The organism is Brevundimonas sp. Root1423, from assembly GCF_001426805.1.
Genome location: NZ_LMFL01000009.1, coordinates 38916 through 61836, shown reverse-complemented (window position 1 = coordinate 61836; position 22921 = coordinate 38916). Strand labels below are relative to the sequence as shown.

General features: G+C 68.8%; 23 protein-coding genes and 2 pseudogenes. 15 read left to right on the top strand and 10 right to left on the bottom strand.

Annotation, left to right across the window (positions count from 1 at the left end; translation table 11 throughout):
• The 4 genes and pseudogenes from ASD25_RS31700 to ASD25_RS06315 all read left to right on the top strand — a co-directional run.
• Positions 1-543, top strand: a pseudogene (locus ASD25_RS31700) (preprotein translocase subunit SecA); the annotation flags it as partial.
• 100 nt (positions 544-643) lie between these two features.
• A pseudogene (locus ASD25_RS33090) lies at positions 644-1330 on the top strand (preprotein translocase subunit SecA); the annotation flags it as partial.
• Between the two features lies 1 nt (position 1331).
• The coding region (locus ASD25_RS06320; RefSeq protein ID WP_235562635.1) for an SEC-C metal-binding domain-containing protein at positions 1332-2093 on the top strand (762 nt) is incomplete at its 5' end.
• 138 nt (positions 2094-2231) lie between these two features.
• The gene (locus ASD25_RS06315) at positions 2232-3395 is read left to right on the top strand and encodes a class V aminotransferase (RefSeq protein WP_055831739.1); all 1164 of its coding nucleotides are present in this window, start codon (positions 2232-2234) and stop codon (positions 3393-3395) included.
• A gap of 37 nt (positions 3396-3432) precedes the next feature.
• Here ASD25_RS06315 and ASD25_RS32935 read toward each other — a convergent pair whose 3' ends face one another.
• From ASD25_RS32935 to ASD25_RS06295, 4 genes are all read right to left on the bottom strand, one after another.
• The gene (locus tag ASD25_RS32935) at positions 3433-4317 is read right to left on the bottom strand and encodes a hypothetical protein (RefSeq protein ID WP_055831740.1); all 885 of its coding nucleotides are present in this window, start codon (positions 4315-4317) and stop codon (positions 3433-3435) included.
• Positions 4318-4403: 86 nt separating this feature from the next.
• Entirely contained in the window at positions 4404-5906 is a 1503-nt protein-coding gene (locus tag ASD25_RS06305) for a CoA-acylating methylmalonate-semialdehyde dehydrogenase (protein ID WP_055831741.1), read from the bottom strand.
• Between the two features lie 83 nt (positions 5907-5989).
• Entirely contained in the window at positions 5990-6880 is an 891-nt protein-coding gene (locus ASD25_RS06300) for an alpha/beta fold hydrolase (protein ID WP_055831742.1), read from the bottom strand.
• 53 nt (positions 6881-6933) lie between these two features.
• Positions 6934-7416 (bottom strand): Fur family transcriptional regulator, encoded by a 483-nt coding sequence (locus ASD25_RS06295; RefSeq protein WP_055831743.1) that lies wholly within the window; start codon positions 7414-7416, stop codon positions 6934-6936.
• Positions 7417-7520: 104 nt separating this feature from the next.
• On the opposite strand from ASD25_RS06295, the gene ASD25_RS06290 reads away from it, so the two are divergent.
• Together ASD25_RS06290 and ASD25_RS06285 are read left to right on the top strand one after the other, a co-directional pair.
• Complete coding sequence (locus ASD25_RS06290) at positions 7521-9554, top strand: TonB-dependent receptor (RefSeq protein ID WP_055831744.1); 2034 nt, start codon at positions 7521-7523, stop codon at positions 9552-9554.
• Between the two features lie 106 nt (positions 9555-9660).
• On the top strand, positions 9661-10452 hold the full coding sequence (locus tag ASD25_RS06285; protein WP_055831745.1) for a SapC family protein: 792 nt from the start codon (positions 9661-9663) through the stop codon (positions 10450-10452).
• Between the two features lie 137 nt (positions 10453-10589).
• On the opposite strand, the gene ASD25_RS06280 is transcribed toward ASD25_RS06285, so the two are convergent.
• The gene (locus ASD25_RS06280; protein WP_055831746.1) at positions 10590-10997 is read right to left on the bottom strand and encodes a hypothetical protein; all 408 of its coding nucleotides are present in this window, start codon (positions 10995-10997) and stop codon (positions 10590-10592) included.
• A gap of 12 nt (positions 10998-11009) precedes the next feature.
• Positions 11010-12032 carry an NADP-dependent oxidoreductase gene (locus ASD25_RS06275; protein WP_055831747.1) on the bottom strand — a complete coding sequence of 341 codons (1023 nt, stop codon included), beginning with the start codon at positions 12030-12032 and terminating at the stop codon, positions 11010-11012.
• A gap of 318 nt (positions 12033-12350) precedes the next feature.
• On the opposite strand from ASD25_RS06275, the gene ASD25_RS06270 reads away from it, so the two are divergent.
• On the top strand, positions 12351-12710 hold the full coding sequence (locus ASD25_RS06270; RefSeq protein WP_055831748.1) for a hypothetical protein: 360 nt from the start codon (positions 12351-12353) through the stop codon (positions 12708-12710).
• 66 nt (positions 12711-12776) lie between these two features.
• On the opposite strand, the gene ASD25_RS06265 is transcribed toward ASD25_RS06270, so the two are convergent.
• A complete protein-coding gene (locus ASD25_RS06265) occupies positions 12777-13574 on the bottom strand; it encodes a response regulator (protein ID WP_055831749.1) in 798 nt (265 codons plus the stop codon).
• Positions 13575-13768: 194 nt separating this feature from the next.
• Here ASD25_RS06265 and ASD25_RS06260 point away from each other — a divergent pair, with 194 nt between their 5' ends.
• From ASD25_RS06260 to ASD25_RS06240, 5 genes are all read left to right on the top strand, one after another.
• Positions 13769-13969 carry a NepR family anti-sigma factor gene (locus ASD25_RS06260; RefSeq protein ID WP_055831790.1) on the top strand — a complete coding sequence of 67 codons (201 nt, stop codon included), beginning with the start codon at positions 13769-13771 and terminating at the stop codon, positions 13967-13969.
• Positions 13966-14577 (top strand): sigma-70 family RNA polymerase sigma factor, encoded by a 612-nt coding sequence (locus ASD25_RS06255; protein ID WP_055831750.1) that lies wholly within the window; start codon positions 13966-13968, stop codon positions 14575-14577. Before ASD25_RS06260 ends, ASD25_RS06255 begins: the two co-directional genes overlap by 4 nt.
• 49 nt (positions 14578-14626) lie before the next feature.
• A complete protein-coding gene (locus tag ASD25_RS06250) occupies positions 14627-16366 on the top strand; it encodes a sensor histidine kinase (RefSeq protein ID WP_055831751.1) in 1740 nt (579 codons plus the stop codon).
• A 38-nt stretch (positions 16367-16404) separates the two neighbouring features.
• Positions 16405-16542 (top strand): hypothetical protein, encoded by a 138-nt coding sequence (locus ASD25_RS06245; protein WP_055831752.1) that lies wholly within the window; start codon positions 16405-16407, stop codon positions 16540-16542.
• 221 nt (positions 16543-16763) lie between these two features.
• On the top strand, positions 16764-18422 hold the full coding sequence (locus ASD25_RS06240; RefSeq protein WP_055831753.1) for an MFS transporter: 1659 nt from the start codon (positions 16764-16766) through the stop codon (positions 18420-18422).
• A gap of 7 nt (positions 18423-18429) precedes the next feature.
• Here the strand turns inward: ASD25_RS06240 and ASD25_RS06235 are convergent, their stop codons facing one another.
• The 3 genes from ASD25_RS06235 to ASD25_RS06225 are packed head-to-tail and all read right to left on the bottom strand — an operon-like array spanning position 18430 to position 20136.
• Positions 18430-19047 carry a DUF1190 domain-containing protein gene (locus tag ASD25_RS06235; protein ID WP_055831754.1) on the bottom strand — a complete coding sequence of 206 codons (618 nt, stop codon included), beginning with the start codon at positions 19045-19047 and terminating at the stop codon, positions 18430-18432.
• Between the two features lie 8 nt (positions 19048-19055).
• The gene (locus tag ASD25_RS06230; RefSeq protein WP_055831755.1) at positions 19056-19469 is read right to left on the bottom strand and encodes a DUF350 domain-containing protein; all 414 of its coding nucleotides are present in this window, start codon (positions 19467-19469) and stop codon (positions 19056-19058) included.
• Between the two features lie 19 nt (positions 19470-19488).
• A complete protein-coding gene (locus tag ASD25_RS06225; protein ID WP_055831756.1) occupies positions 19489-20136 on the bottom strand; it encodes a YjfK family protein in 648 nt (215 codons plus the stop codon).
• A gap of 140 nt (positions 20137-20276) precedes the next feature.
• Here ASD25_RS06225 and ASD25_RS06220 point away from each other — a divergent pair, with 140 nt between their 5' ends.
• From ASD25_RS06220 to ASD25_RS06210, 3 genes are read left to right on the top strand one after another with little or no spacing between them, the layout of a single operon-like run.
• Positions 20277-20960: a DUF2170 family protein gene (locus ASD25_RS06220; RefSeq protein WP_055831757.1), complete on the top strand. Its 684-nt coding sequence runs from the start codon at positions 20277-20279 to the stop codon at positions 20958-20960.
• Positions 20961-20981: 21 nt separating this feature from the next.
• A complete protein-coding gene (locus ASD25_RS06215; RefSeq protein ID WP_055831758.1) occupies positions 20982-21725 on the top strand; it encodes a PspA/IM30 family protein in 744 nt (247 codons plus the stop codon).
• Between the two features lie 28 nt (positions 21726-21753).
• On the top strand, positions 21754-22914 hold the full coding sequence (locus ASD25_RS06210; protein ID WP_055831759.1) for a glutathionylspermidine synthase family protein: 1161 nt from the start codon (positions 21754-21756) through the stop codon (positions 22912-22914).
• The last annotated feature ends 7 nt before the right edge of the window (positions 22915-22921 follow it).

Sequence of the window (22921 nt, the reverse complement as noted above, 5' to 3'; positions counted from 1 at the left end):
CTGTCCGGCATGACCGGCACGGCCGCGACCGAGGCGCAGGAGTTCCTCGACATCTACAAGATGGACGTGCTGGAGGTGCCGACSAACCGGCCCGTCAAACGCATCGACCACGACGACGAGATCTTCCGCACCGAGGCCGAGAAGAACCTGGCCATCGCSGGCCTGATCGCCGAATGCCACGTCAAGGGYCAGCCSATCCTGGTCGGCACCGTCTCGATCGAGAAGTCCGAGACCCTGTCCGAAYTGCTSAAGACCCAYGAGTACGAGGTCACGCTCAAGACSCTGAAGCCGCAGCACGCCCATCTGMTGGAGATGGTCGTCAGCGAGGACGACAAGGTCCGTCGCGACGCCAAGAAGGCCTACGCCGCGCTGAAGGACGAGGACTTCGACATCGAGGTCAAGCGCGGCAAGGGCATCCCGCACAGCGTGCTGAACGCCCGCCAGCAYGAGCAGGAAGCCTATATCGTCGCSGACGCCGGCCTGCCCGGCGTGGTCACCATCGCCACCAACATGGCCGGCCGCGGCACCGACATCCAGCTGGGCGGCAACCTGGAAATGCGGCTGCAGAAGTGGCGCCAGGAAAACCGCAACATGGCCGTCGAGGTCACGCCCGAGATGGAAGCGGCTGAGGAGGCCCGTCTGNGGCAGGGCCAGGAAGGCGTGCCCGGCGCGGTGACGATCGCCACCAACATGGCCGGCCGCGGCACCGACATCCAGCTGGGCGGCAACCTGGAAATGCGGCTGCAGAAGTGGCGCCAGGAAAACCGCAACATGGCCGTCGAGGTCACGCCGGAGATGGAGGCCGCCGAGGAGGCCCGTCTGAAGGCCGACATCGCCGTGCAGCGGCAGAAGTCCCTGGCCGCCGGCGGGCTGTTCGTGCTCGGCACCGAACGCCACGAAAGCCGCCGCATCGACAACCAGCTGCGCGGCCGCACCGGCCGTCAGGGCGACCCGGGCACCTCGAAATTCTTCCTGTCGTGCGAGGACGACCTGCTGCGCATCTTCGCCGGCGATCGTCTCGACGCCATCATGCGCAGCTTCGGCGTCGCCGAGGGCGAGGCCATCTCGCACCCGTGGCTGAACCGCGCCGTCGAGACCGCCCAGAAGCGCGTCGAGACCCGCAACTACGACATCCGCAAGAACCTGCTGAAGTACGACGACGTCGTGAAYGACCAGCGCAAGGCCGTGTTCGAGCAGCGCCAGGAGTTCATGGACTCCGAGGACCTGTCCGAACTGGTCGGCGAGTTCCGCAACGACGTGATCTCGGACCTGATCGAAAAGCACATGCCGCCCAAGGCCTATGCCGAGCAGTGGGACATGGACGGGCTGGNGTGTTCGAGCAGCGCCAGGAGTTCATGGACTCCGAGGACCTGTCGGAGCTGGTCGGCGAGTTCCGCAACGACGTGATCTCGGACCTGATCGAAAAGCACATGCCGCCCAAGGCCTATGCCGAGCAGTGGGACATGGACGGGCTGGACGAGAAGATCCGCTCGACCCTGGGCCTGGAGCTGCCGCTGCATGACTGGGCCGCCGAGGAAGGCGTGTCGAACGAGGAGATCGAGGAGCGGGTCATCGCCGCCGCCGACGCCCGCGCCGCCGAGCGGATGGAGCAGATCGGCGCCGACCAGACGCGCGGTCTGGAGAAGCAGTTCCTGCTGCAGATGATCGACATGCAGTGGCGCGAGCACCTGGTCCATCTGGACCATCTGCGCGGCGTCATCGGCCTGCGCGGCTACGGCCAGCGCGATCCGCTGAACGAGTACAAGACCGAGGCCTTCAATCTGTTCGAGACGCTGCTGTACGAGCTGCGCCACAACGTCACCCGCTGGCTGATGACCGTGGAGTTTCGCTTCGAACAGCCGGCTCCGATGGAAATGCCCGAGTTCGAGGAAATCCACCTGAACCCCGGCACCGGCGAGAACGAGATGGCCAATCCGCTGGCGCAGAACCCGGAAGGTCAGCTGACCGGCGACGACCGCGCCCGCCTGCCGGTCGATCTTCTGCCGGGCGGCTGGGAGCGCACGCCGCGCAATTCGAACTGCCCCTGCGGCTCGGGCCGCAAGTTCAAACACTGCCACGGCAGCCTGATTTAAGGGCGCTATCGTTCGCGACGCGGTCGCTCGCTGCCTGAGCGCAGAGGGTGATACTTCGTCGAGGAATTCGACGACGGTTTCGGCTGTGACTTCGGATACGAACGAGACAGTGAAGACGAGGGCCGCAGGAGGGTCGATATGAGCCGCAAGGACCTGTTCTCCCGCGCCCTGTCGCTGGATCCCGACCGGCTGCACTTCGCCGCGCACAGCCATCATCTTTGGCCCGACGCCAGCTTCGACGGACAGGTTCAGGCCTGGGTCGAGGCCAACCGGTTCGCGGACCGGAAATGGGACCTGATCTTCGGCGAAGTCGTGCCGAGGGCGCAAGGCGAGGTGGCGCGCGAGCTGAACCTGCCCGATCCGAACACCGTGGTGTTCGCGCCCAACACCCACGACCTGCTGCTGCGGATCGTCTCCGGCGTGGGCCGGAAGCCGGTCCGCATCCTGTCGACCGACGGGGAATTCCACTCGTTCCGGCGCCAGGCCGAGCGCTGGGAAGAGGCCGGCGAGGCCCTGGTCACCCGCGTGCCGCTCGAGCCGTTCGACACCTTCGACGCCCGGTTCGTGGCGGCCGCGCGGGCCGGCGGCTTCGACCTGATCGTCGTCAGCCAGGTCTTCTTCCGCACCGGTCAGGTGTTCGGCGGCGTCGCCGATCTGGCGGCCCTGGCCGACCCCGCCGGGCCCTGGGTGGTGATCGACGGCTATCACGGCTTCATGGCCACGCCGACCGATCTGGGGGCCGTGGCGGACCGGGTCTTCTATCTGGCCGGAGGCTACAAATACGCCATGTCGGGCGAGGGAGCCTGCTTCCTGCACGCCCCGGACGGCTACTGCCCGCGTCCGGTGATCACGGGCTGGTTCGCCGAGTTCGGCGACCTGTCGGGACCGCCGGGCGGGGTGCAATATCGCGGCGACGCCGGCCGCTTCTGGGGCGCGACCTTCGACGTGTCGCCCCTGTACCGGTTCAACGCCGTGCGCGGGATGCTGGACGAGGCCGGACTGACCACGGCCGACGTCGCCGCCCATGCCCGGGCGCTGATGCAGCGGTTCCAGACCGCGGTCGCGGACGGCGAGGCGGGCAGGCTGTCCGAGGCCGAACTGATCAACCCCGTGACCGATGACGCCGCCCGGGCGCGCTTCCTCGCCTTCCGCCATGACCGGGCCGCCGCCTGGAAGGCGCGTCTGCTGGATGCGGGGGTCGTCACCGACGTGCGCGACGACGTCATCCGCTTCGGCTTCGGCCTGTACCAGGACGCGGCAGACGTCGAAGGGCTGATCGCCGCCTGCAAGCGGGCGCTTTAGGACTCTCTGCCGGGATGCGCGGTGGGCAGGCGCCCGCCTAGAAGAAGGTCGTGTCGTCCGCCTGCTTCGGTTCCGGGGCCTTGCGCGGCACGGGCGGTGTCGCCGGCCGGGGGGCGATCGGAGCGGTTCCCGGGGCCGGAGTCGGGGCCTGAACGCCCCCTGCGGCCGGCGGAGTCGCCGGCACGTTCGGATAGGGCAGGCTCTCCGGACTTCCGTCGCCGGGATAGGTCACGGGTGCGGCCGGATCGCCCGGCGCGATCCCGGGCGACTCGATCCGGTCCGGCGCGTCGAGGTCGTCGCGGATGAAGGCCCACGACCGCGCATCAGAACAGGCGCAGGCCTTCATGAAGCCCTCGCGGTCGCGCCAGATGACCAGCGGATAGCCGGCCTGCAGGCCTTCCTCGTGCAGTTTTTCCGCCAGGCTGGCGACGAAGATCCGCCCGGCCTCGACCACGGCGCCGCGGGCCAGATTGCCGTCGGCGGCGGGAATGCCCGCCGCGGTCCAGTTGCGCACAGGGGTGGCGGTCCAGCGTTGGTACAGGGTCCAGTCGCGCGTCAGCCACAGCTCGGCCACCGTGGCGCGTTCCGCGGCCGTGGACTGGGTCAGACCCTCGCGGTCCGGACGGGCGAACAGGATGATTCGGGCCTCGACGCCCGCGGCGCGCAGCTTGGGGACCTCCTCCCGCTCATAACGCTGCATGGCGGCCGAGTCGCGATAGCCCACGATGTAGAGGGGCTGGCCGCCGCCGCCGGCCGAAATCCACGAGGATTCGTCCAGCAGGCGCTGGATCGAGGCCTGGTTGCGCTGCACCGTCACCGGCTGGAAGCGGGCGTAGAAATGCTGGTAGGCCCAGAAGCCGCCGATGGCGATGACCAGGCCAATGACAGCCGCCAGGGCTGACCAGACGAAAAATCGACGCATGCGGACGGGCGCTCCAGCTTCACTGTTCAGACAGCATAACGCCTATCACCGAAATGCGATGCCGCGAACGCGCCCCGCGCGAACCGTCACCCCATGGTCGGGATGACGAAGCTCGAATCCGCGTGTTCCAGATCGCTGTCGGGCCAGCGGGCGGTGACGGTCTTGACCTTGGTCCAGAACTTGACGCCTTCCATGCCGTGCTGGTTGGTGTCGCCGAAGGCCGAACGCTTCCAGCCGCCGAAGGTGTGATAGGCGACCGGCACCGGGATCGGGACGTTGATCCCGACCATGCCGACATTGACCCGGGCGGCGAAGTCGCGGGCCGCGCGGCCGTTCTGGGTGAAGATGGCGACGCCGTTGCCGTACTGGTGTTTCGACGGCAGGTGCAGCGCCTCCTCGAAGCTGGCGGCGCGGACGATCTGCAGCACCGGGCCGAAGATCTCCTCCTTGTAGGATTCCATCTCCGGGGTGACGTGGTCGAACAGCGACGGGCCGATGAAATAGCCCTTCTCATGCCCCTGCAGGGAGAAGCCGCGGCCGTCGACGACCAGTTCGGCCCCCTCCTGCACGCCCTTCTCGATCCAGCCCTCGACCCGGGCCTTGTGCTGGGCGGTGACGACCGGGCCGTAGTGGGCGCCGGCGTCGGTCGAGACGCCGACCCGCATGGTCGGGATCTCGGCGACCATGCGCTCGCGCAGCTCGTCGGCGGTCTTCTTGCCGACGGGGACCACGACCGGCAGGGCCATGCAGCGTTCGCCGGCCGAGCCGTAGGCCGCGCCGGACAGGTCCTTGATCACCTGGTCCATGTCGGCGTCGGGCAGGACGATGCCGTGGTTCTTGGCCCCGCCCATGGCCTGGACGCGTTTCCCGTGCGTCGCGCCCGTCTGGTAGACATAGTTGGCGATGTCGGACGAGCCGACGAAGCTGATGGCGTGCACCAGCGGATGGGTCAGGATGGCGTCGACCGCGACCTTGTCGCCGTGGACGACGTTCAGCACGCCGGCCGGGGCCCCGGCCTCCATCATCAGCTCGGCGAGACGGACCGGCACCGACGGATCGCGCTCCGAGGGCTTGAGGATGAAGGTGTTGCCGACGGCGATGGCGACGCCGAACATCCACATCGGGATCATGGCCGGGAAGTTGAACGGGGTGATGCCCGAGACCACGCCCAGCGGCTGGCGCATCGAATAGACGTCGATGCCCGGCCCGGCCCCCCAGGTGTATTCGCCCTTCAGGGCATGGGGGATGCCGCAGGCGAATTCGATCACCTCGAGCCCGCGCTGGATGTCGCCTTTCGAGTCGGCGATCACCTTGCCGTGCTCGGCCGACAGCAGCTCGGCCAGGTCGTTGATGTTGGCCTCAACCAGCCGCTTGAACTCGAACATCACCCGCGCGCGGCGCTGGGGGTTGGTCGAGGACCAGCCGTCGAAGGCGTTGCGGGCGGCCTGGACGGCGTGGTCCATCTCGGAGACCGAGGCCAGCTGCACCCGGGCCTGGACCTCGCCGGTGTTGGGGTTGAAGACGTCCGAGAACCGGCCCGAGGCGCCCGTGAAGCTGGCGCCGTCGATGAAGTGATGGATGTCGCGCATGGTCGGAAACGGTCCTGCAAAACTGTAAGCGGCTATCGGATGGGCAGCGGTTTAGCCGTTGACCCGCCCGGGCGCCAGCGCCTCTAGATCGCCGCGTCGAACAGGGCGTCGCGGGCGACATCGGCCTTGAGCATGGGGAAGAAGTGGGTGCCGCCGGGAACGGTCTCGACCGTGACATGGGGGAGGCCGCGCGGGGTCCCGGTCAGGTGGCAGGTCGAACCGGTTTCGGCCCTGAGGATGCGGACGGGCCGGTCCAGGCGTTTGAGGGCGCGCCACGGGTTGTGGCCCTGGGCCGCATAGTTGGAGGCCTCCCAGGCCGGATCGCAGGCCAGGGCGAAACCCTCCGCCGTCTCGACCAGGCCGTCGGCCAGATAGTCCGCCAGCACCATCTCGGGCCAGCCCCGGAAGGCCCCGCGTCCGGCGTAGGCGGCGAGGGCCTGTTCGCGGCTGTCGAAGACGGCGCGGCGGCGCAGGGCGTTGCGGACCAGGGGAATGCGCGCGGCGAGGCGGTCGAAGACCGGCAGCTGGAAGGCCGCGACCGCCAGCCGGCTCCAGATCACCGGATCGAACAGGACGAGGCCGGCGACCCGTTCCGGGCGTTCGGCGCCGGCCAGCAGCGCCGAGGTGCCGCCCATGGAGTGGCCGGCCAGGACGACGGGCGGTCCGTCCAGGGTCTCCAGCAGGGCGATCAGGTCGTCACGGTGGTCATGCCAGCGCCGGCGGCCCGCGACCTCGGTCGGCAGGGTGGTCGAACCATGGCCGCGCAGGTCGGGCGCCCAGATGCGCAGGCTGCCGGACAGCGGGGCCAGCAGGGTGCGGTAGGTCAGGGCGTTGAAGCCGTTGGCGTGGACGAAGACCAGATCGACAGGCCGTTTCGGGTCGCCGAAATCCAGCACGCCCATGCGTCCCTCGCCCCAGCGGTTCGACACCGGAAGGCTCAGGCGACGGGGCGGGGAGAGCCGGATCGCGTCCATGCAGGGCAGATAGGGGGTTGGCGGGGGTCGCGCCAGATCACCCGAGGGAAGGCTCAGCCCGCGACGCAGGCGGAACAGCGGCCGTGGGCCTCGATCGTGGTGCGGACGATGGCGTAGCCGGCGGCCTCGGCGGCGCGGCCCAGATCGCCGGCGACGGGGGCCGAAACCTCCTGGGTGGCGCCGCAGCAGTCGCAGATCAGGAAGGCGGCGGCGTGGTCGATGCCGCCCGAGGTGCAGGCGACATAGGCGCTGATGGAGGCGATGCGATGGGCCAGGCCCTTGCGCTCGAGGAACTCCAGCGCGCGGTAGACGGTCGGCGGCTTGGCCGGCTGGCCGTCGTCGCCGAACCGGGCGATCAGGTCATAGGCCTTCACCGGCTCGCCCGCGGCCAGCAGCAGTTCCAGCACGCGCAGGCGGGCCGCGGTCATCCGCTCGCCCTCGGCGGTCAGGCGGCGGTCGGCCTCGCCCATGGCGCGGGCGACATCGGCGGCGGCGGGCGGACCGTCATCGTGATGGTGGTGGCAGTGCTCGCTCATGCGCCAGAGCTAGGCGCTCGCCGCCGCCCCCGCAACAGGATGGCTTGACGTTCTGTGATGTTATCTCGTAACACCAAAGGCACACCCCTGTACCGGATGCCTTCATGTCACTGTCCCTCGTGTCCCGCGCCGTCCTGACCGCCGCCCTCGGATGGGGCGCCCTGGCCGCCCCGGCGGCGGCCCAGTCGACCGTCCCGGGCGCCCGGGAGCCGGAGGCGGTGCTGGACGACGTCATCGTCACCGGCGCGCCCTATGGCATCAGCGCCCGCGCCACGACCATCGCCACCACGGTGATCGACGCGGAGGCCCTGGCCACGGCGCCGGCCGCCTCGCTGGGCGATCTGGTCGCCGGCCTGCCGGGCATGCGATCGACCGACTTCGCACCCGGCGCCAGCCGCCCGGTGATCCGCGGCCTGTCGGGTCCGCGCGTGCAGGTGCTGACCAACGGCATCGGCCTGATCGACGCCAGTTCGGTGTCGCCCGACCACCAGGTCGCGACCGATCCCGCCGAGGCCAGCCGCATCGAGATCGTGCGCGGCCCGGCGACCCTGGCCTATGGCGGCACCGCCATCGGCGGCGTGGTCAATGTTCTCGACAATCGTATCCCGACGGAGATGCCCGACGGCGTCGACGGCATGGTTTCGGCCCAGACTTCCAGCGTCGACCAGGGCTGGTCGACCTCCGCCCGCGCCACCTTCGGCCTCGGCCCGATCGCCATCAGCATCGACGCGGTGAAGAAGGAGGCCGACGACTACGACATTCCCTCGCCCGCCGTTTCGCAGCGGCTGGCCGATGCCGAAGGGATCGCGCGCGGGCCGGGCGGGAGCCAGCCCAACAGTTTCTCGGAACTGGAAAGCCGGGGGGTCGGCGCCGCGTGGATCGGATCGCGCGGCTTCATCGGCGCGTCCTACAAGGACCTGTCCAGCACCTATGGCACGGTGGCCGAGCCGGACGTCTTCATCCAGCTGGAACAGACCCGCGAGGACCTGCGCGGCGAGCTGCGCTTCGACGGCGGGCCGTTCCAGAAGCTGACCGGCTCGTACGGACACGCCGACTACACCCACACCGAGTTCGAGGGCCCCGGCAATCCCGGCACCGTCTTCCAGTCGAACGGCCAGGAGGCCCGGGCCGATCTGGTGCAGCGGACGCGGGACGGCTGGAACGGGGCCGTCGGCGTGCAGGCGCTGTCGCGGACCTTCGAGGCCATCGGCGCCGAGGCCTTCGTACCGAGCAGCGAGATCGAGGAGGCGGGAATCTACACCGTCCAGCGCCTGGACCGCGCCGCCTGGGGACTGGAGGGCGGCCTGCGCTACGACCGGCGCACGGTGACGGCTGCGCCGCTGTCGGGCGGACCGGAGATCGAGCGCGACTTCGGCAACTGGTCGGGTTCGGCGGCGGCCTTCATCAAGCCCACGGCCAACCTGTTCCTGGGCCTGAGCCTGGCCCACAACGAACGCGCGCCGTCCGAGGTCGAACTGTTCTCCGACGGCCTGCACGTCGCGACCGGCGTCTATGAGCGCGGCGACACGACGCTGGACAATGAGAAGGTGACGACGCTGGAGGGCACGGTCCACTACGCCGTCGGCCGGTTCCAGGGCGACCTGCACGTCTATGCCTCGAAATACGACGGCTTCATCGACGAGCGCGACACGGGCGCGGTGTTCGTGGACGGCGGCGAGAGCTTCCCGATCTTCCAGTTCGTCCAGACGGGGGCGGACTTCCGCGGCTTCGAGGTCGAGGGCGAATACGATCTGTGGACCAGCGGAGACCGCTCGCTGAGCCTCGAGGGCGCCGCCGACTTCGTCGATGCGCAAACCGACCAGGGCCCGGCCGCGCGCATTCCGCCGTGGAGCCTGACCGGCCGGCTGGCCTGGACCTCGGCGCCGTTCGACGCCTCGCTCGAGGTCCGGCGCGTCGGCGAGCAGGACGAACTGGCGGCCTATGAACTGGGCACGGACGGCTACACCATGGTGAACCTGTCGGCCTCGTGGCGGCCGTTCGCCGACAAGGCCGTCACCGTGTTCGCCGAGGGCCACAACCTGACCGACGCCGAGGCGCGGGAACACGTCAGCTTCCTCAAGGATGTCGCTCCCCTGCCGGGCCGAAATCTCCGGGTCGGCGTCAGCTACCGGTTCTGAGGCGGGCCGTTAACCGCGTCGGACGCCCCGCGAGCGAGCGCGTTTGCGGCGGTGTGGCGACTACGCTAGAAGCGCGCTTCCCCTATTTCAGAGCCCGATCGCGTTCATGACCGACACCACCGCCGCCTCGCCCCTGTCGGGCAACGTCCTGTTCTACGCCCAGCCCGAGCCGCTGTCCGTCGAGACCCACGGCGCGCTGGGGGTCGACGCGGTCGACAAGCCCTACGCCTTCGTCGCCCAGACCAATCTGGTGCCGGTGATGGTGACGGAGTTCGCCCCGGCGGCCCTGTCGTATCCCGTGATCTTCGTCGGCGAGAACAAGCAGCCGGTCGCGGTGATGGCGCTGCGCGCCGGTGAGAACCTGTTCGTCAGCGACGACGGCGAATTCCGCGCCGAGGCCTATATCCCGGCCTATGTCCGGCGCTATCCGTTCGTCTTCGCCAACGACGACACGCAGAACCGCCTGATCCTGTGCGTCGACCGCGCTGCGCCGTTCATCAAGGAAGGCGGCGCCACGCCGTTGTTCGTCGACGGCCAGCCCTCGCCCTACACCCAGCAGGCGATGGAGTTCTGCAACAATTTCGAACAGGAGCGCCTGCGCACCGAGGCCTTCCTGAAACTGCTGAAGGACCTCGACCTGCTGGACACGCGCGAAGCCATCTTCACGCCGCGCAATCCGGACGGCACGGCCGCCGAGCCGCAGAAGATCGCCGAATATTTCGCCGTCTCGGAAGACAGGCTGAAGGCCCTGCCGGCCGAGAAGCTGGCCGAACTGCGCGACAACGGCGCCCTGGGCCAGATCTACGCCCATCTGGTGTCGCTGCTGGGCTGGGATCGTCTGATCGCCATGGCCTTCCAGAAGGCCGCCGCCTCGCAGCCGGTGGCCGGCAACGCGTAAAGAGCGGCTGGTGGCTGGTAAGGCCTGCGCCGCCCGCTTCCAGATCGAACAGGAACAAGCCCCGCCCGGTTCGTCCAGGCGGGGCTTTTCCTTGCGTACGACGCCGGGGCCCGACACCAGCCACTGGCCGCCAGCCCCTACCTCCGCGCCAGCAGGGCCCGCGTCAGGCACGAGAAGACCAGCCGCCCCGCCTCGTCGAGCAGGTCGTGCTGGGCGATGACGATGCCCTTTTCGTCGCCGACCGGATCCTTGCCCATCACCGTCATGCGGCCGCGCATCAGCTCGCCGGCCGGGGGGTTGCGCATGAAGCGCAGGCCGTCCACCGCCAGCACCTTGGACTGGGCCCAGCCCGAGGCCTTGTCGGCGAAGATGCGGCTCCACAGGGCGTAGACCATGGCGTCGGGCGCGCCGTAGGAGGCGTCCCAGCCGGGCGAGAACCGCTCGATGAAAACCTCCAGGGCCGCCGCATCGACCATGCAGGCGCCCAGGGAGATGACTTCGCCGACGCCCAGGTCTTCGAAATGGACGTGCAGGGGTTCAGTCATGTCGAGGTCCCGTCAGCCCGCCGGTTCTTCGGATACGCGGACCAGCAGCTTGCCGTCATGGTCGCCGGTGAACAAGCGGTTCAACGAACCCACGGCGCCCTCCAGCCCGTCGTCGACGTGCACCTTCCACTTCACCGTGCCGTCCGCTAGCCAAGGGCCCATTTCGGCGACCATTTCGCGGCCGCGGTGGGCGTAGTCCAGCACGAGGAAGCCCTGGATGTTCAGGCGGTGGGTGATGATGCGCGCGAAATTCGGCGACGGCGGCATTTTCGTCGCGTTGTAGGCCGAGATCAGGCCGCAGACGGCCATGCGGCCGTGGGTCTTCAGCCGGTTGTAGACGGCGATCATGATGTCGCCGCCGACGTTCTCGAAATTCAGGTCGACGCCGTCCGGGGCCAGGCGGTCCAGCGCCTCGCCCACGTCCTCGTTCTTGTAGTCGATGGCGGCGTCGAACCCGAGCTCCTCGGTCAGCCAGCGGCATTTGTCGGGACCGCCGGCGATGCCGATGACGCGGCAGCCGCGCGCTTTCGCGACCTGGCCCGCGATGGAGCCGACCGCGCCGGCGGCCGCGGAGATGACGATGGTCTCGCCGGCCTTGGCCTTCAGCACGTCGGTGACGCCGAAATAGGCGGTCATGCCGGTCATGCCGAGGACGCTGAGATTGGCGGTCAGGGGCATGCCGGTGGCGCGATGCACCGGACGCAGCTCCATCTCGTTGACCACGGCATAGTCGGACCAGCCGCCCGACAGGGGGGTGACCACGTCGCCGGCGCGGAAGCGGGTTGAGCGGCTTTCCTCGACCACGCCCAGGGTCAGGCCGCGCATGACGCCGCCGATCGGCACCGGCGGCAGATAGCCCTCGGAGTCGTTCATCCAGGTGCGGTTGGTCGGGTCCAGCGACAGATAGACGGTGCGGACCAGAACCTGGGATTCCTTCAGCGCCGGAACCGGCGCCTCGACCAGCTCCAGGTCGCCCGGCTTGACCAGGCCCTTGGGCCGCTGGCGCAGCACCCACTGACGATTGACGCGAGCCATGGCGATCTCCGGGTTTTCTTTCTGGACCCGCCCATAGTCAGCAAGCAGGGCCGCCTGTCCAGCCGGACAAGGAAAAAGGCGGACCGTTTCCGGTCCGCCATCAGGTCGCATCATCGAGAATGAGTCGCGGAGGCGACAGACTGACTTTCGTCAGTCTCAAGTCGGGGGGGCGTCGCCGCCTCCGCCTCTCGATAACGGGGCGCCTCGCCATGGGTTCCAACCGTCGGAGGCATTTTTTCGCCCCGGAGGCGAGGCCGGAACGGCAACGCTGGACGGCGCGTTCATCAGGCTGATCCAACGCCTCGACGGAGCCGAGCCATGACCCATGAATCCCCGCACGACAAGGCCGCCGACGCCGTGCACGAGGGCAGGCCCGTCGAGGCCCAATATGTTCGCGGCGGCCGCGGCGGCGTGCGCATCCTGACCCTGCTGGTCATCTCCCTGGCGGCTGTGGCCGTCCTGCTGCTGGGCATGTGGTTCGTCAGCCAGGGCGGCTTCGCCAACACCAACGCCAACAGCGGCCAGCAGGCGGTCGACGTGCAGGCCTTCCAGGGCGAGGCGGCCCCCTCGCCGACGGCCGACGCCCCGACGGCTCAGGGCGGCCGGCCCGCCACCCCGCCGGCCGGCGATACGGCCAACGTCAATGCGCCGACGGTCCCTTCGACGGCGGCCAACTAGCGATCGCGGACAACAAAAAAGCCCCGGTCCTGCGACCGGGGCTTTTCCTTGTTCGGGGAAGAAGGCTTACGCCGCCGCCTTCTGGCGCGACGGATGGAAGAACAGCGCCTGGCTGATCGCCGCCTTCACCGTTTCGGGCTGGAACGGCTTGGTGATCAGGAAGGTCGGTTCGGGCCGCTCGCCGGTCAGCAGCCGCTCCGGGAAGGCGGTGATGAAGATGACCGGCACGTCGATCCGCTTGAGGATGTCCTTGACCGCGTCGATGCCCGACGAGCCGTCGGCCAGCTGGATGTCGGCCAGGACCAGGCCCGGGCGGTGACGGGCGACGGCGTCGACGGCCTCGTCGTGGGTCGTGGCGGTGCCGGTCACGCGGTGACCGAGCTCCTTCACCAGGCTTTCGATATCGGCCGAGATGATGGCCTCGTCCTCGATGATCAGGACGTCGGTGGCCAGTTCGGCGTCGATGTCCGACTGGGCTTCCGAGATCAGGCGTTCGACGTCGATGGCGTCGGCGTCGAGGATCTGGGCCGCTTCGGAGGGGGTGAACCCTTCAAGCGCCGTCAGCAGGAAGGCCTGGCGCGAGCGCGGGGCTATGCGCATCAGGCGGCGCGAGGCGTCGTCGCCACGCCCTTCGAGACCGCTCTTGTCCTCCAGCTGCGCGCCGGTGGTGGCCCAGATGGCGTGGAAGACATGATAGAGGGCGACCCGCGGCGTCATCTCGGCGGGCAGTTGCCGTTCGCCGGCGGCCAGCGCCTCAAGCGCGACGCGGACGTAATTGTCCCCGGTGGTCTGGTCGCCGGTCAGCGCGCGCGCATAGCGGCGGACATAGGGCAGGTGCGGCGCAAGGCGGGCCAGCAGGCTCATATAATAAAATCCCCGACAGACTGGTTCCGTCCATTGGAACCTCAGCAGCTTCCGACAACGTATCAAATCGGCCACGGTTCCCATCCGGACGCAAAGCTTCAGCATTAATCCGCGGTAACCTAGGAACCGCCCCTGCTGAGTGGCGTTTGGCCAGTCGCAACAAGTCTTTCGTCAGGGTGGCGGCCGTTTTTTCAATGACAGACAATTCCAATCCACCGGGCAAGGGTCCGCCCAAGGGCGGCGCAAGCCTGGAGGAAGCGCGACTTCGCCAGCAGGCGATCGGCGTCAAGCTGCGCCATATGTTCGACGAGGTCGTCAACGAACAGGTTCCGGACGAGTTCCTGGACATCCTGCGTCGCGCCGACGAGCGGTCGTCGGGCGGGGGCGGCGCATGAGCGGTGCGACGAATCCGCCGCCCAAGCCTCCCTCAGCCGACGACGACGCCTTCAAACGGGAGCTCGTCGCGCTGATCCCGCATCTTCGCGCGTTCGCCCGCACCCTGACGGGCGACCCGACGGCCGCCGACGATCTGGCGCAGGACGCCATGATGAAGGCGTGGGACGCCCGCGCCAGCTATCAGATGGGCACCAACATGAAGGCCTGGACCTTCATGATCCTGCGCAACCAGTTCTATTCCGAGAAGCGCCGTTCCTGGCGGCAGTCGCAGCTCGATCAGGAGGCGGCCGAGCGCACCCTGGTGGCCGTCGACGATCCGGAATCGCCGGTGGCGCTGGACGAACTGCGGCTGGCCCTGGCCACCCTGCCGGAAGAGCAGCGCGAGGCGCTGATCCTCGTCGGCGCCGGCGGCTTCGCCTATGAAGAGGCCGCCGAGATCTGCCAGTGCGCGGTCGGCACGGTGAAAAGCCGCGTGTCCCGCGCCCGCAAGGCCCTGCAGGCCACGCTCGAAAAGGGCGGCTACGCCCGGGACGGGCGCGCCGCGGGCGACGCCATGCGCTCCATCCTCGCCGCCGCTGATCGCCTGAGCAGCGTCCGGCAGGACTGACCGGGTGGTCCGGATAGGACGACTGCTGGGCAGGCGGGGGGGCCGAAACATGGCCCCGCCCCGATTCCGAGGCATCCGCTTCCGCCTCGGATCGGCCATGGCCGTCGCCCTGCTGCCGATCCTGATGCTGGGAGCCTTCCAGGCCCAGTCCGCCTTCCGGGCGCAGGATGTCGAGCGGCGCTCGGATCTGCAACTGGCCGCCGAACGCACCGCGGCCAACGCCAAATCCCATCTCGACAGCACCGGCGTGCTGCTTCAGGCCCTGCGGCCAGAGGCGCTGGAGGTGTTCTGCGAACCCCGCCTGACCGATCTGGTGGCGCGGCTCGAGAATCTCGACGGACTGGCGCGGCTGAGCGCGACCGGCGTCACCGCCTGCGCCTCGCGCGGCCTCAGCCAGACCGCGCCGGCCTGGCTGGCGCAGGCCCGCGACAGTCCCTGGTTTCTGAGGCTGAAGGGCGGGGAGGGTATGGTGCTGGCGCGGGCGCCCGCCGTCGCCGGCCGATCTCCGGGCCTGATCGTGGCCATCCGGCTGGAGCGACCCCTGGGCGCCTTCGACGGCGCCATGGTGGCTCTGATTCCCCTGACCAGCCTGCAGCCCGACGTTGACGACCCGGCCCTTCCCGAAGGGTCGCAGGCGGCCCTGACCGACGGCGACGGGCGGCTGCTGACGGCCAGCGAGGCCGACGCTTTCATCCTGTCGGGCGGCGACACCCTGACCGGCTGGGTCGGCCGCGCGCGCTCCGGCGCCTCCGCCATCTTCGAGGCCGACGACGCCCAGGGCCGCCATCGCGTCTACGCCGGCGCCGCCCTGGCCGGGCGCGACGTCTATGCGCTGCTGTCCGCACCCGCCCCCGGCCTGCTGTCCTGGGCCCGGCTGAACCCGGTCGGCGCCCTGATCGTGCCGTTGCTGGCCTGGTTCATCGCCTTCGGGGCGGTGATGCTGGTCAGCGAGCGGATCGTCATCCGCTGGCTGGATTATCTCGAGCGGATCGCCGCCATCTACGCCCGCGGGCGGTTCAATGTGCGGCCGCTGCAGGCCATGAACGCGCCGGCGGAGATCCGCGTGCTGGCCCGGACGCTCGACGAACTGGCCGAGTCCATCGTCGCCCGCGACAGCGCCCTGACCGCCTCGCTGGCCGAGAAGGACGCGCTGATGCGCGAGATCCATCACCGGGTGAAGAACAATCTGCAGATCATCTCGTCGCTGCTGTCGATGCAGCAGAGGGCCCTGACCGATCCGGCGTCCAAGGCCGCGGTGGGCGACACGCGCCAGCGTATCTCGGCCCTGGCCCTGATCTACCGCACCCTCTACCAGAGCGATGACCTGCGTTACGCCGACGCCCGCATCTTCCTGACCGAACTGGTCGGCCAGCTGGTGGCCAGCGAGTCCGGGCGAGGGATCCTGGTGACCTCGTCGGTCGAGGCCGATTCCCTGGTGGTCGATCCGGACAAGCTGGCGCCGCTGGCCCTGTGGCTGGTCGAGGCGGTGACCAACGCCCAGAAACACGCTTTCGCCGGCCGGGGCGGCGACCTCAAGGTCCGCTTCCACGTCCGCGGCGACAAGAGCATTCTGGAGGTCCAGGACGACGGTCCGGGCGTCAGCGAGACCTTCCGCGCCGGCGTCGGCCGCACCCTGATGGGCGCCTTCGCCAAACAGCTGAGGGGCGAGGTGGAGATGGTTCCCGCGCCCGGCGGCGGCACGATCGCGCGTCTGGTCTTCGCCACGCCGGAAGCCGTCGTGCCGACGGATCCGGCCGATCTTGGAACCGTAGCGGGGCCGCCACGTTGATACGGCAGACGCCTCCCCGGCCTCACGGAGTTTTTCCCATGCGCAAGCTGTTCGTCCTGTTCGCCGCCGCCGCCGCCCTGACCACCGCGGCCTGCAACACCGTTTCGGGCGTGGGCCGTGACGCCTCGGCCGCCGGCACCGCCGTCGCCAACTGTGCGGACGGCAAGACCTGCTGATTTAGACCGGCGGTCAATCGCCGACGTTTCAGTTCCCGACCGCGCTTCCCCCCCGACCCGCGGATCGGTTGAAGAGAGCCCGTCAGCATCCCCCCGCTGGCGGGCTTTCGCTTGTCCGGGCCCCGCGCGGAGCGTGGGCTATTTGCGCGCCGGCCGCGGGCGTCTAGCATCCCCGCACAGGCGTCCGCAGAGACGCCGGATCGAAATGCGGGGAGCGATCGATGACGGATGCGACGGAGGCCCGGGCGGAACCGGGCCTGAAGACGGTGGTGGTCGCTTCGGCGGCGGGGACCGCGTTCGAATGGTATGACTTCTTCGTCTTCGGTTCGCTGACCACCATCATCGCCCGGCATTTCTTCGCCGACGCCGGCGAGACCGTCGCCTACATCATGGCCCTGCTGACCTTCGGTCTCGGCTTCGTGGTGCGACCCCTGGGCGCTCTGGTGTTCGGCTGGTTCGGCGACCGCACGGGGCGCAAGACCACCTTCCTCGTCACCATCACCCTGATGGGTCTGGCGACGGTGGCCATCGGTCTGTTGCCGGACTACGGCCAGATCGGCCTGGCGGCCCCGATCCTGCTGCTGATCATGCGGATGCTGCAGGGCTTCGCCCTGGGCGGGGAGTACGGCGGAGCGGCCATTTATGTGGCCGAGCACTCGCCGCAGAAGAAGCGCGGCCTGCTGACCGGCTGGATCCAGACGACGGCCGCCTTCGGCCTGATCGGAGCGCTGTCGGTCATCCTGATCACCCGCAGGATCGTGGGCGTCGAGGCCTTCGACGAATGGGGCTGGCGCATCCCCTTCCTGCTGTCGGCCCTGCTGCTGGCCGTCTCCCTGTGGATCCGGCTGAGGCTCAACGAAAGCCCCGCCTACCGGCGCATGGAGGCCGAGGCGTCGGACAGCGATCACCGCGCGCCTTACAAGGAGGCCTTCTTCCAGTGGGGCAACGGCCGGTTCGTGCTGATCGCCCTGTTCGGCATCATGATCGCCCAGGGGGCGGTCTGGTACTGCGGCTATTTCTACACCCGCTTCTTCATGGAGCGGGTGCTGAAGGTCGACACCAACACCGTCGACCAGCTGGTGCTGGCCGTGACGGTGGCCTCGGCCGGCCTGTATGTCTTCTTCGGCTGGCTGTCGGACAGGCTCGGGCGCAAGCCGGTGATGCTGTTCGGCATGATACTGGCCCTGGTCGCCTTCTTCCCCGGCTTCCACGCCCTGACCCGCGCCGCCAATCCGGCCCTGGCCGAGGCCCAGGCCTCGGCGCCGGTGACGGTGATCGCCGATCCGGCGACCTGCGCCCTGCAGTTCGATCCGATCGGCAAGGCGGCGTTCGCCAGTTCCTGCGACATCGCCAAGAGCGTCCTGTCCAACGCCGGCGTCTCCTACGGCAACGCCGCGGCGATCGCCGGTTCGGTCGCCAGCGTCCGCATCGGCGCAACCGAGGTGGCTTCGGTCGAGGGCGGGGGCCTGAATCCCGCGGACCTGAAAGCGGCGCGCGCCGGGGTCGAGACCCGGATCAAGGCGGCCCTGGCCGAGGCTGGCTATCCGGCGAAGGCGGATCCGGCGCGCATCAACATGCCGCTGGTGTTCGGCATCCTGATGATCTTCATGGTCGCGGCCACGGCCCTTTACGGACCGCAGGCGGCGGCGCTGGTGGAGCTGTTCCCGACCCGGGTGCGCTACACGGCGATGAGCCTGCCCTACAACATCGGCACGGGCTGGGTGGGCGGCCTGCTGCCGGCCGCCAGCTTCGCCCTGGTGGCCTGGTCGGGTAACATCTATTTCGGCCTGTGGTACTCGGTCGGCTTCACCGTCGTGGCGGTGATCGTCAGCCTGCTGTGGCTGCCCGAGACCCGGGGACGCGACCTCGACAGGATCTAGACCCGGGTCAGCCGCCGTAGCCCCGGCCGCCGCCGCCGAAGCCGCCGCGCGAGACGACGGTGGTGCGGCTCTGCACCCGCGCCGGGGCCTGCCGCGCCGCGGGCGTATGCTCCCGGGCGTTGGTGACCATCCGCCCGGTGCGATAGTCGCGGGACAGATAGCCGCCGCCATAGCCGTTGGAGTATTGGCCCTCGCGGTCCCGATACAGCGGACCGCCGCCGCGATAGCCGCCGCCGCTCATCAGCTGGCCGATGATGAAGCCGGTCGCCAGCGGGCCGAAGAAGGAGCCTCCGCCCGTGTTCAGCGGCCGGCACTGCTCCGGCCCCCACTGTCCCTCGCATTCCTCGCGGGTGGCGTATCGGGGGGCGGTCTCGGCCGCCTGCTGGCCCGCCACGTTTGAGGCCACGACGCATTCCTCGTCGGGAATATCGTCGGCCGCGCGGCATTCGTCGAGCGACGTATAGGCCAGGGCGGGAACGGCCGGCTCTGCCGGCAGGCTCGATCCGGGCGAGCCGCAGGCCGCCATGGAGAAGCTGACGGTGGCCATCAGGCTGGTCACCTGGAGCGACCGCGACCGCTTGAGCCGGCGCATGGTGGTGGTCTGGGGCAGGGTGTCGTCGGTCATGATGCGCCTCAGGCCGTCATGCAGGCGGCGTTAAGCAGGCCGACGCCGATGGAGATGGAAGCCAGGTAGATGCCCGCCGCGATTTCACCCGCCTCGATGCGAGCCGCCAGCGCCTTGTAGAGGACCCGGCTGACGACGATGAAGGCGATGATCTGGATCACGCCCGCCAGCAGGGCCCAGGCCGCGAACTCCGGCAGGCTGACCGTCTGCGACAGGGCCGACGCCAGCGGCAGGACATAGCCGATCAACGCCCCGCCCAGCGCGATGGCGGCGGCCGCGTTGCCCTGACGGATCAGATCCCGCTCATGATAGGGCGTCACCAGCTGGTAGAGGAATTTGAAGGCGCCGAAGAAGAGCACCGCCGCGGCGAAGGCGATGACGAACGAGATCGCCCCTTGCTGAAACCCGAACCAGTCAAACATCGTCTATCTCCCATGCGCCTCAGGCGCGGAACTCGGCCATTTCCAGCGGAATGCCGATCATGATTTCGTGGCTGACGTCGCCGCCCTCGGGCTCCTGCTCGAGCGCGAGCATCAGTTCGCGCCCGGCCCCCAGGTCCCGCGCGTACAGCATGCAGGTCTGGAAGATTTTCGCATAGGGGGCCGTCCCGGCCCGGTCGTCGTAGATCGTCTCCCACAGGGTGACCGGAGGCTGGCGATCCTCGCTGTCGGCGAACCAGAAGCGCGGATACTCGGGCAGACCCTCGGGCGCGCCCCTGAAGCGCGGTTCCGAGAGCCGGTCGCGCCACAGCCGGCGCTCGCGTTCGCCCGGCGGATAGGCCGAGGACCAGGGCGTGAACAGGCTGAAATCGTAGGACGATGCGCCGGCCGCATCATCGCTCATGGCCTGAAGCATGACGTGGTCGTCGGTGTAGAAGCGGTGCACGAAGGTCCCGCCGTCGAGCGCCACCACCCCCTGGGCGGTGATCTCCAGCGCGTCGCGGTCCAGGGTGAAATGCGTCTCATCGCCCAGGCGCCGCCAGGCCAGGGGGTCCAGCGCCACCGTCCGGCCCACGGTGATGTTGCGCACCTCGGCCAGAGCCGCCGCCGGCGGGAGACTGTCTCTTGAACCGAAGAGGCGTTTGAACATCGCGACAGTCTAGCCCGCCAGCACCGCGGCAGCGAGCCGGCCCGCGGCGACGAAGGGCGGCTGGCCGCCGCCCGGATAGGCCAAGCTCTTCGCAGAGCGCTGGCCAAAGTCAAGCGTTCCTGTTACGCGTTACATGAAACATGCGTAATCCAGCCCCTCGCCCCTTGCCCTCGGCCAACGAACGTATACGTGCTTGGCGCAAGGCCCGGCGCGAGGCGGGCATGGTCAAGCTGGAGTTCTGGGTGCCGGACACCGCCAGGGACGATGTGAGGGCGGCGGTCCACGCCATCGTCACCGAGTCCACGCGCGGACCTGATCTTGTCCGGCGGCCGCGTCGAAACCTCTTTCCCGATCCTTCTGGAGCAACCCACACCATGGACGCCGTGATCGAAACCGCCTGGACCGTCCCCGCCATCAAGGCCGCGCTGGACGCCTCCGAGCTTGTCCGCGAGGGTGAGATGACCAGCCGCGTGCTGGAAGGCGCCGAGCCCGTGCTGCTGGTCACCATGCATGAGTATGGCGACCTGCCGATCTATCTGAGCGTCGGCGGGGCTCAGATCGTCTGCTCCGTCCTGTTGTGGCCGGTGGCCGAGCAGGAGGACCGGCACGCCTTCAACGAATTCCTGCTGAAGGCCCAGCGGATCGTGCCCCTGTCCAACTTCGCCATCACCAGGGTGAACGAGGAGGATGTCTACGAACTGATGGGCGAACTGTCGTGCAAGACGACGCTTCAGACCATACTGATCGAGTTGCGGACCCTCGGCGAGAACGCCATCGACGCGACCCAGCTGCGTGAAACCTTCGGCGCCGAAGCGGCGGCCTGATCCCCGGAACGGAGACCTGCCATGTCCATGCTCGCCAAACTGTCCGCCCTGTTCCGCGGCACGGCCCACGACACCGCCCAGTCGGTGGTCGACGCCAACGCCCTGAAGATCCTCGATCAGGAGATCCGCGACGCCGACAACAACCAGGGCAAGGCCCGGGACGACCTGGCGGGCCTGGTGGCGCGCCGGCGGATGGCCGAAACCGAGCTGAAGAGCTTCCAGGACCAGATCTCCAAATATGAGAACTCGGCCCGCACCGCCCTGGACCGCGGTCAGAACGATCTGGCGCTGGAAGTCGCCGGCCGGATCGCCGAGCTGGAAACCGAGATCGGCAACCGCGGGCCGCTGATCGAGAACATGAAGGCGGCCGAGGTTCGCCTGCGCACGGCCATCGCCACGACCGACCAGAAGATCGAGACCCTGCGCCGCGAGATCGACATCGTGAAGGTCAACGATTCCGTCCAGAAGGCCCAGACCTCGGTCGCCCTGCAGTCGGCCGGCGCCCAGTCGCGCATCGGCTCGGCGGCGGACAGCCTGCAGCGCATCAAGCAGCGCCAGGCGGTCAACGAGGAGAAGCTGATCGCGGGCCAGGAGCTGGAGGACAGGCGCACCGGCGCCGACCTCGACGCCAAGCTGAAGGCCGCGGGCATCCTGCCGGGGCAGAGCTCGGCCAACGACGTCCTCGCCCGGCTGACCGCGCGCGAGATCAAGGTGGTGACGCCGTTGATTGAACAGGGCGCGCCGGTGCACAAGGACCCCGCCTAGTCCCATCGGGGGAGGAATGGAGCCCCTCATGGAACGCATAAGCCTCGAGCCGCGTCCCGACTGGCAGGCCCGCGCGGAAGCCGTCGGCTTCACCTGGCATCACGACAGCGGCGAACGCTACTGGGACGAAACCGCGGCCTACGCCTTCTCGCTCGAGCAGATCGAGGAGGGGATAGAGGCGCCGACCGCCGAACTGCATCAGATGTGTCTGGACCTCGTCGCCGAGGCGGTGACGTCGGAACGGCTGATGGGCCTGCTCGAGATACCGGAGGGCTTGCGGGACTATGTCGCCGACAGCTGGAAGCGGGGCGAGCCGTCGCTGTATGGCCGGTTCGACTTCGCCTATGACGGCCGGGGCCCGGCCAAGCTGTACGAATACAACGCCGACACCCCGACCAGCGTGTTCGAGACCGCCGTGTTCCAGTGGCTCTGGCTGGAGGACCGCATCGCGGACGGAACGCTGCCCGCCGAGGCCGACCAGTTCAACAGCCTGCACGAAAAGCTGGTCGCGCGGTTCCGGACGATCTTTCCCGACGGCGGCTTCGTGCATTTCTCGTCCGACGCCGATTTCGTCGAGGACCGGCAGACCGTGCGGTTCCTTGAGGACCTGGCGAAACAGGCCGGCCTGGACCCGAAATTCATCGCCATCGACCGGATCGGGCTGAACGCCGACGGCCGCTTCGTCGATGACGAGAACTGGCTGATCCAGGCCATGTTCAAACTGTATCCGTGGGAACATATGCTGCGGGACGACTATGCCGAGCCCTTGCCCGACGCCGACATCACGGTGCTGGAGCCGGCCTGGAAGGCGCTGCTGTCGAACAAGGGCATACTGCCGCTGCTGTGGGAGCGGCACCCCGGCCATCCCAATCTGCTGGAAAGCTGGTTCGAGAGCGATCCCGGCCATGAGGCCCTCGGCGCCGCATATGTGCGCAAGCCGCTGTTCTCGCGAGAGGGCGCCAATATCGCCATCGTCGAGGCGGGCGTCCGCGAGGAGGGCCTGGACGCCGGCTACGGCCAGGGCTCCCATATCCGCCAGGCCCTGCATGCTCCGCCCCGGTTCGACGGCCGCCATGTGATCGTCGGATCGTGGCTGGTCGGGGACGAACCCGCCGGCCTGGCCTTGAGGGAGGACGAAGGGAGGATCACCCGCAACACCTCCCGCTTCGTGCCGCATTTCATCCGCTGAGGAGAGA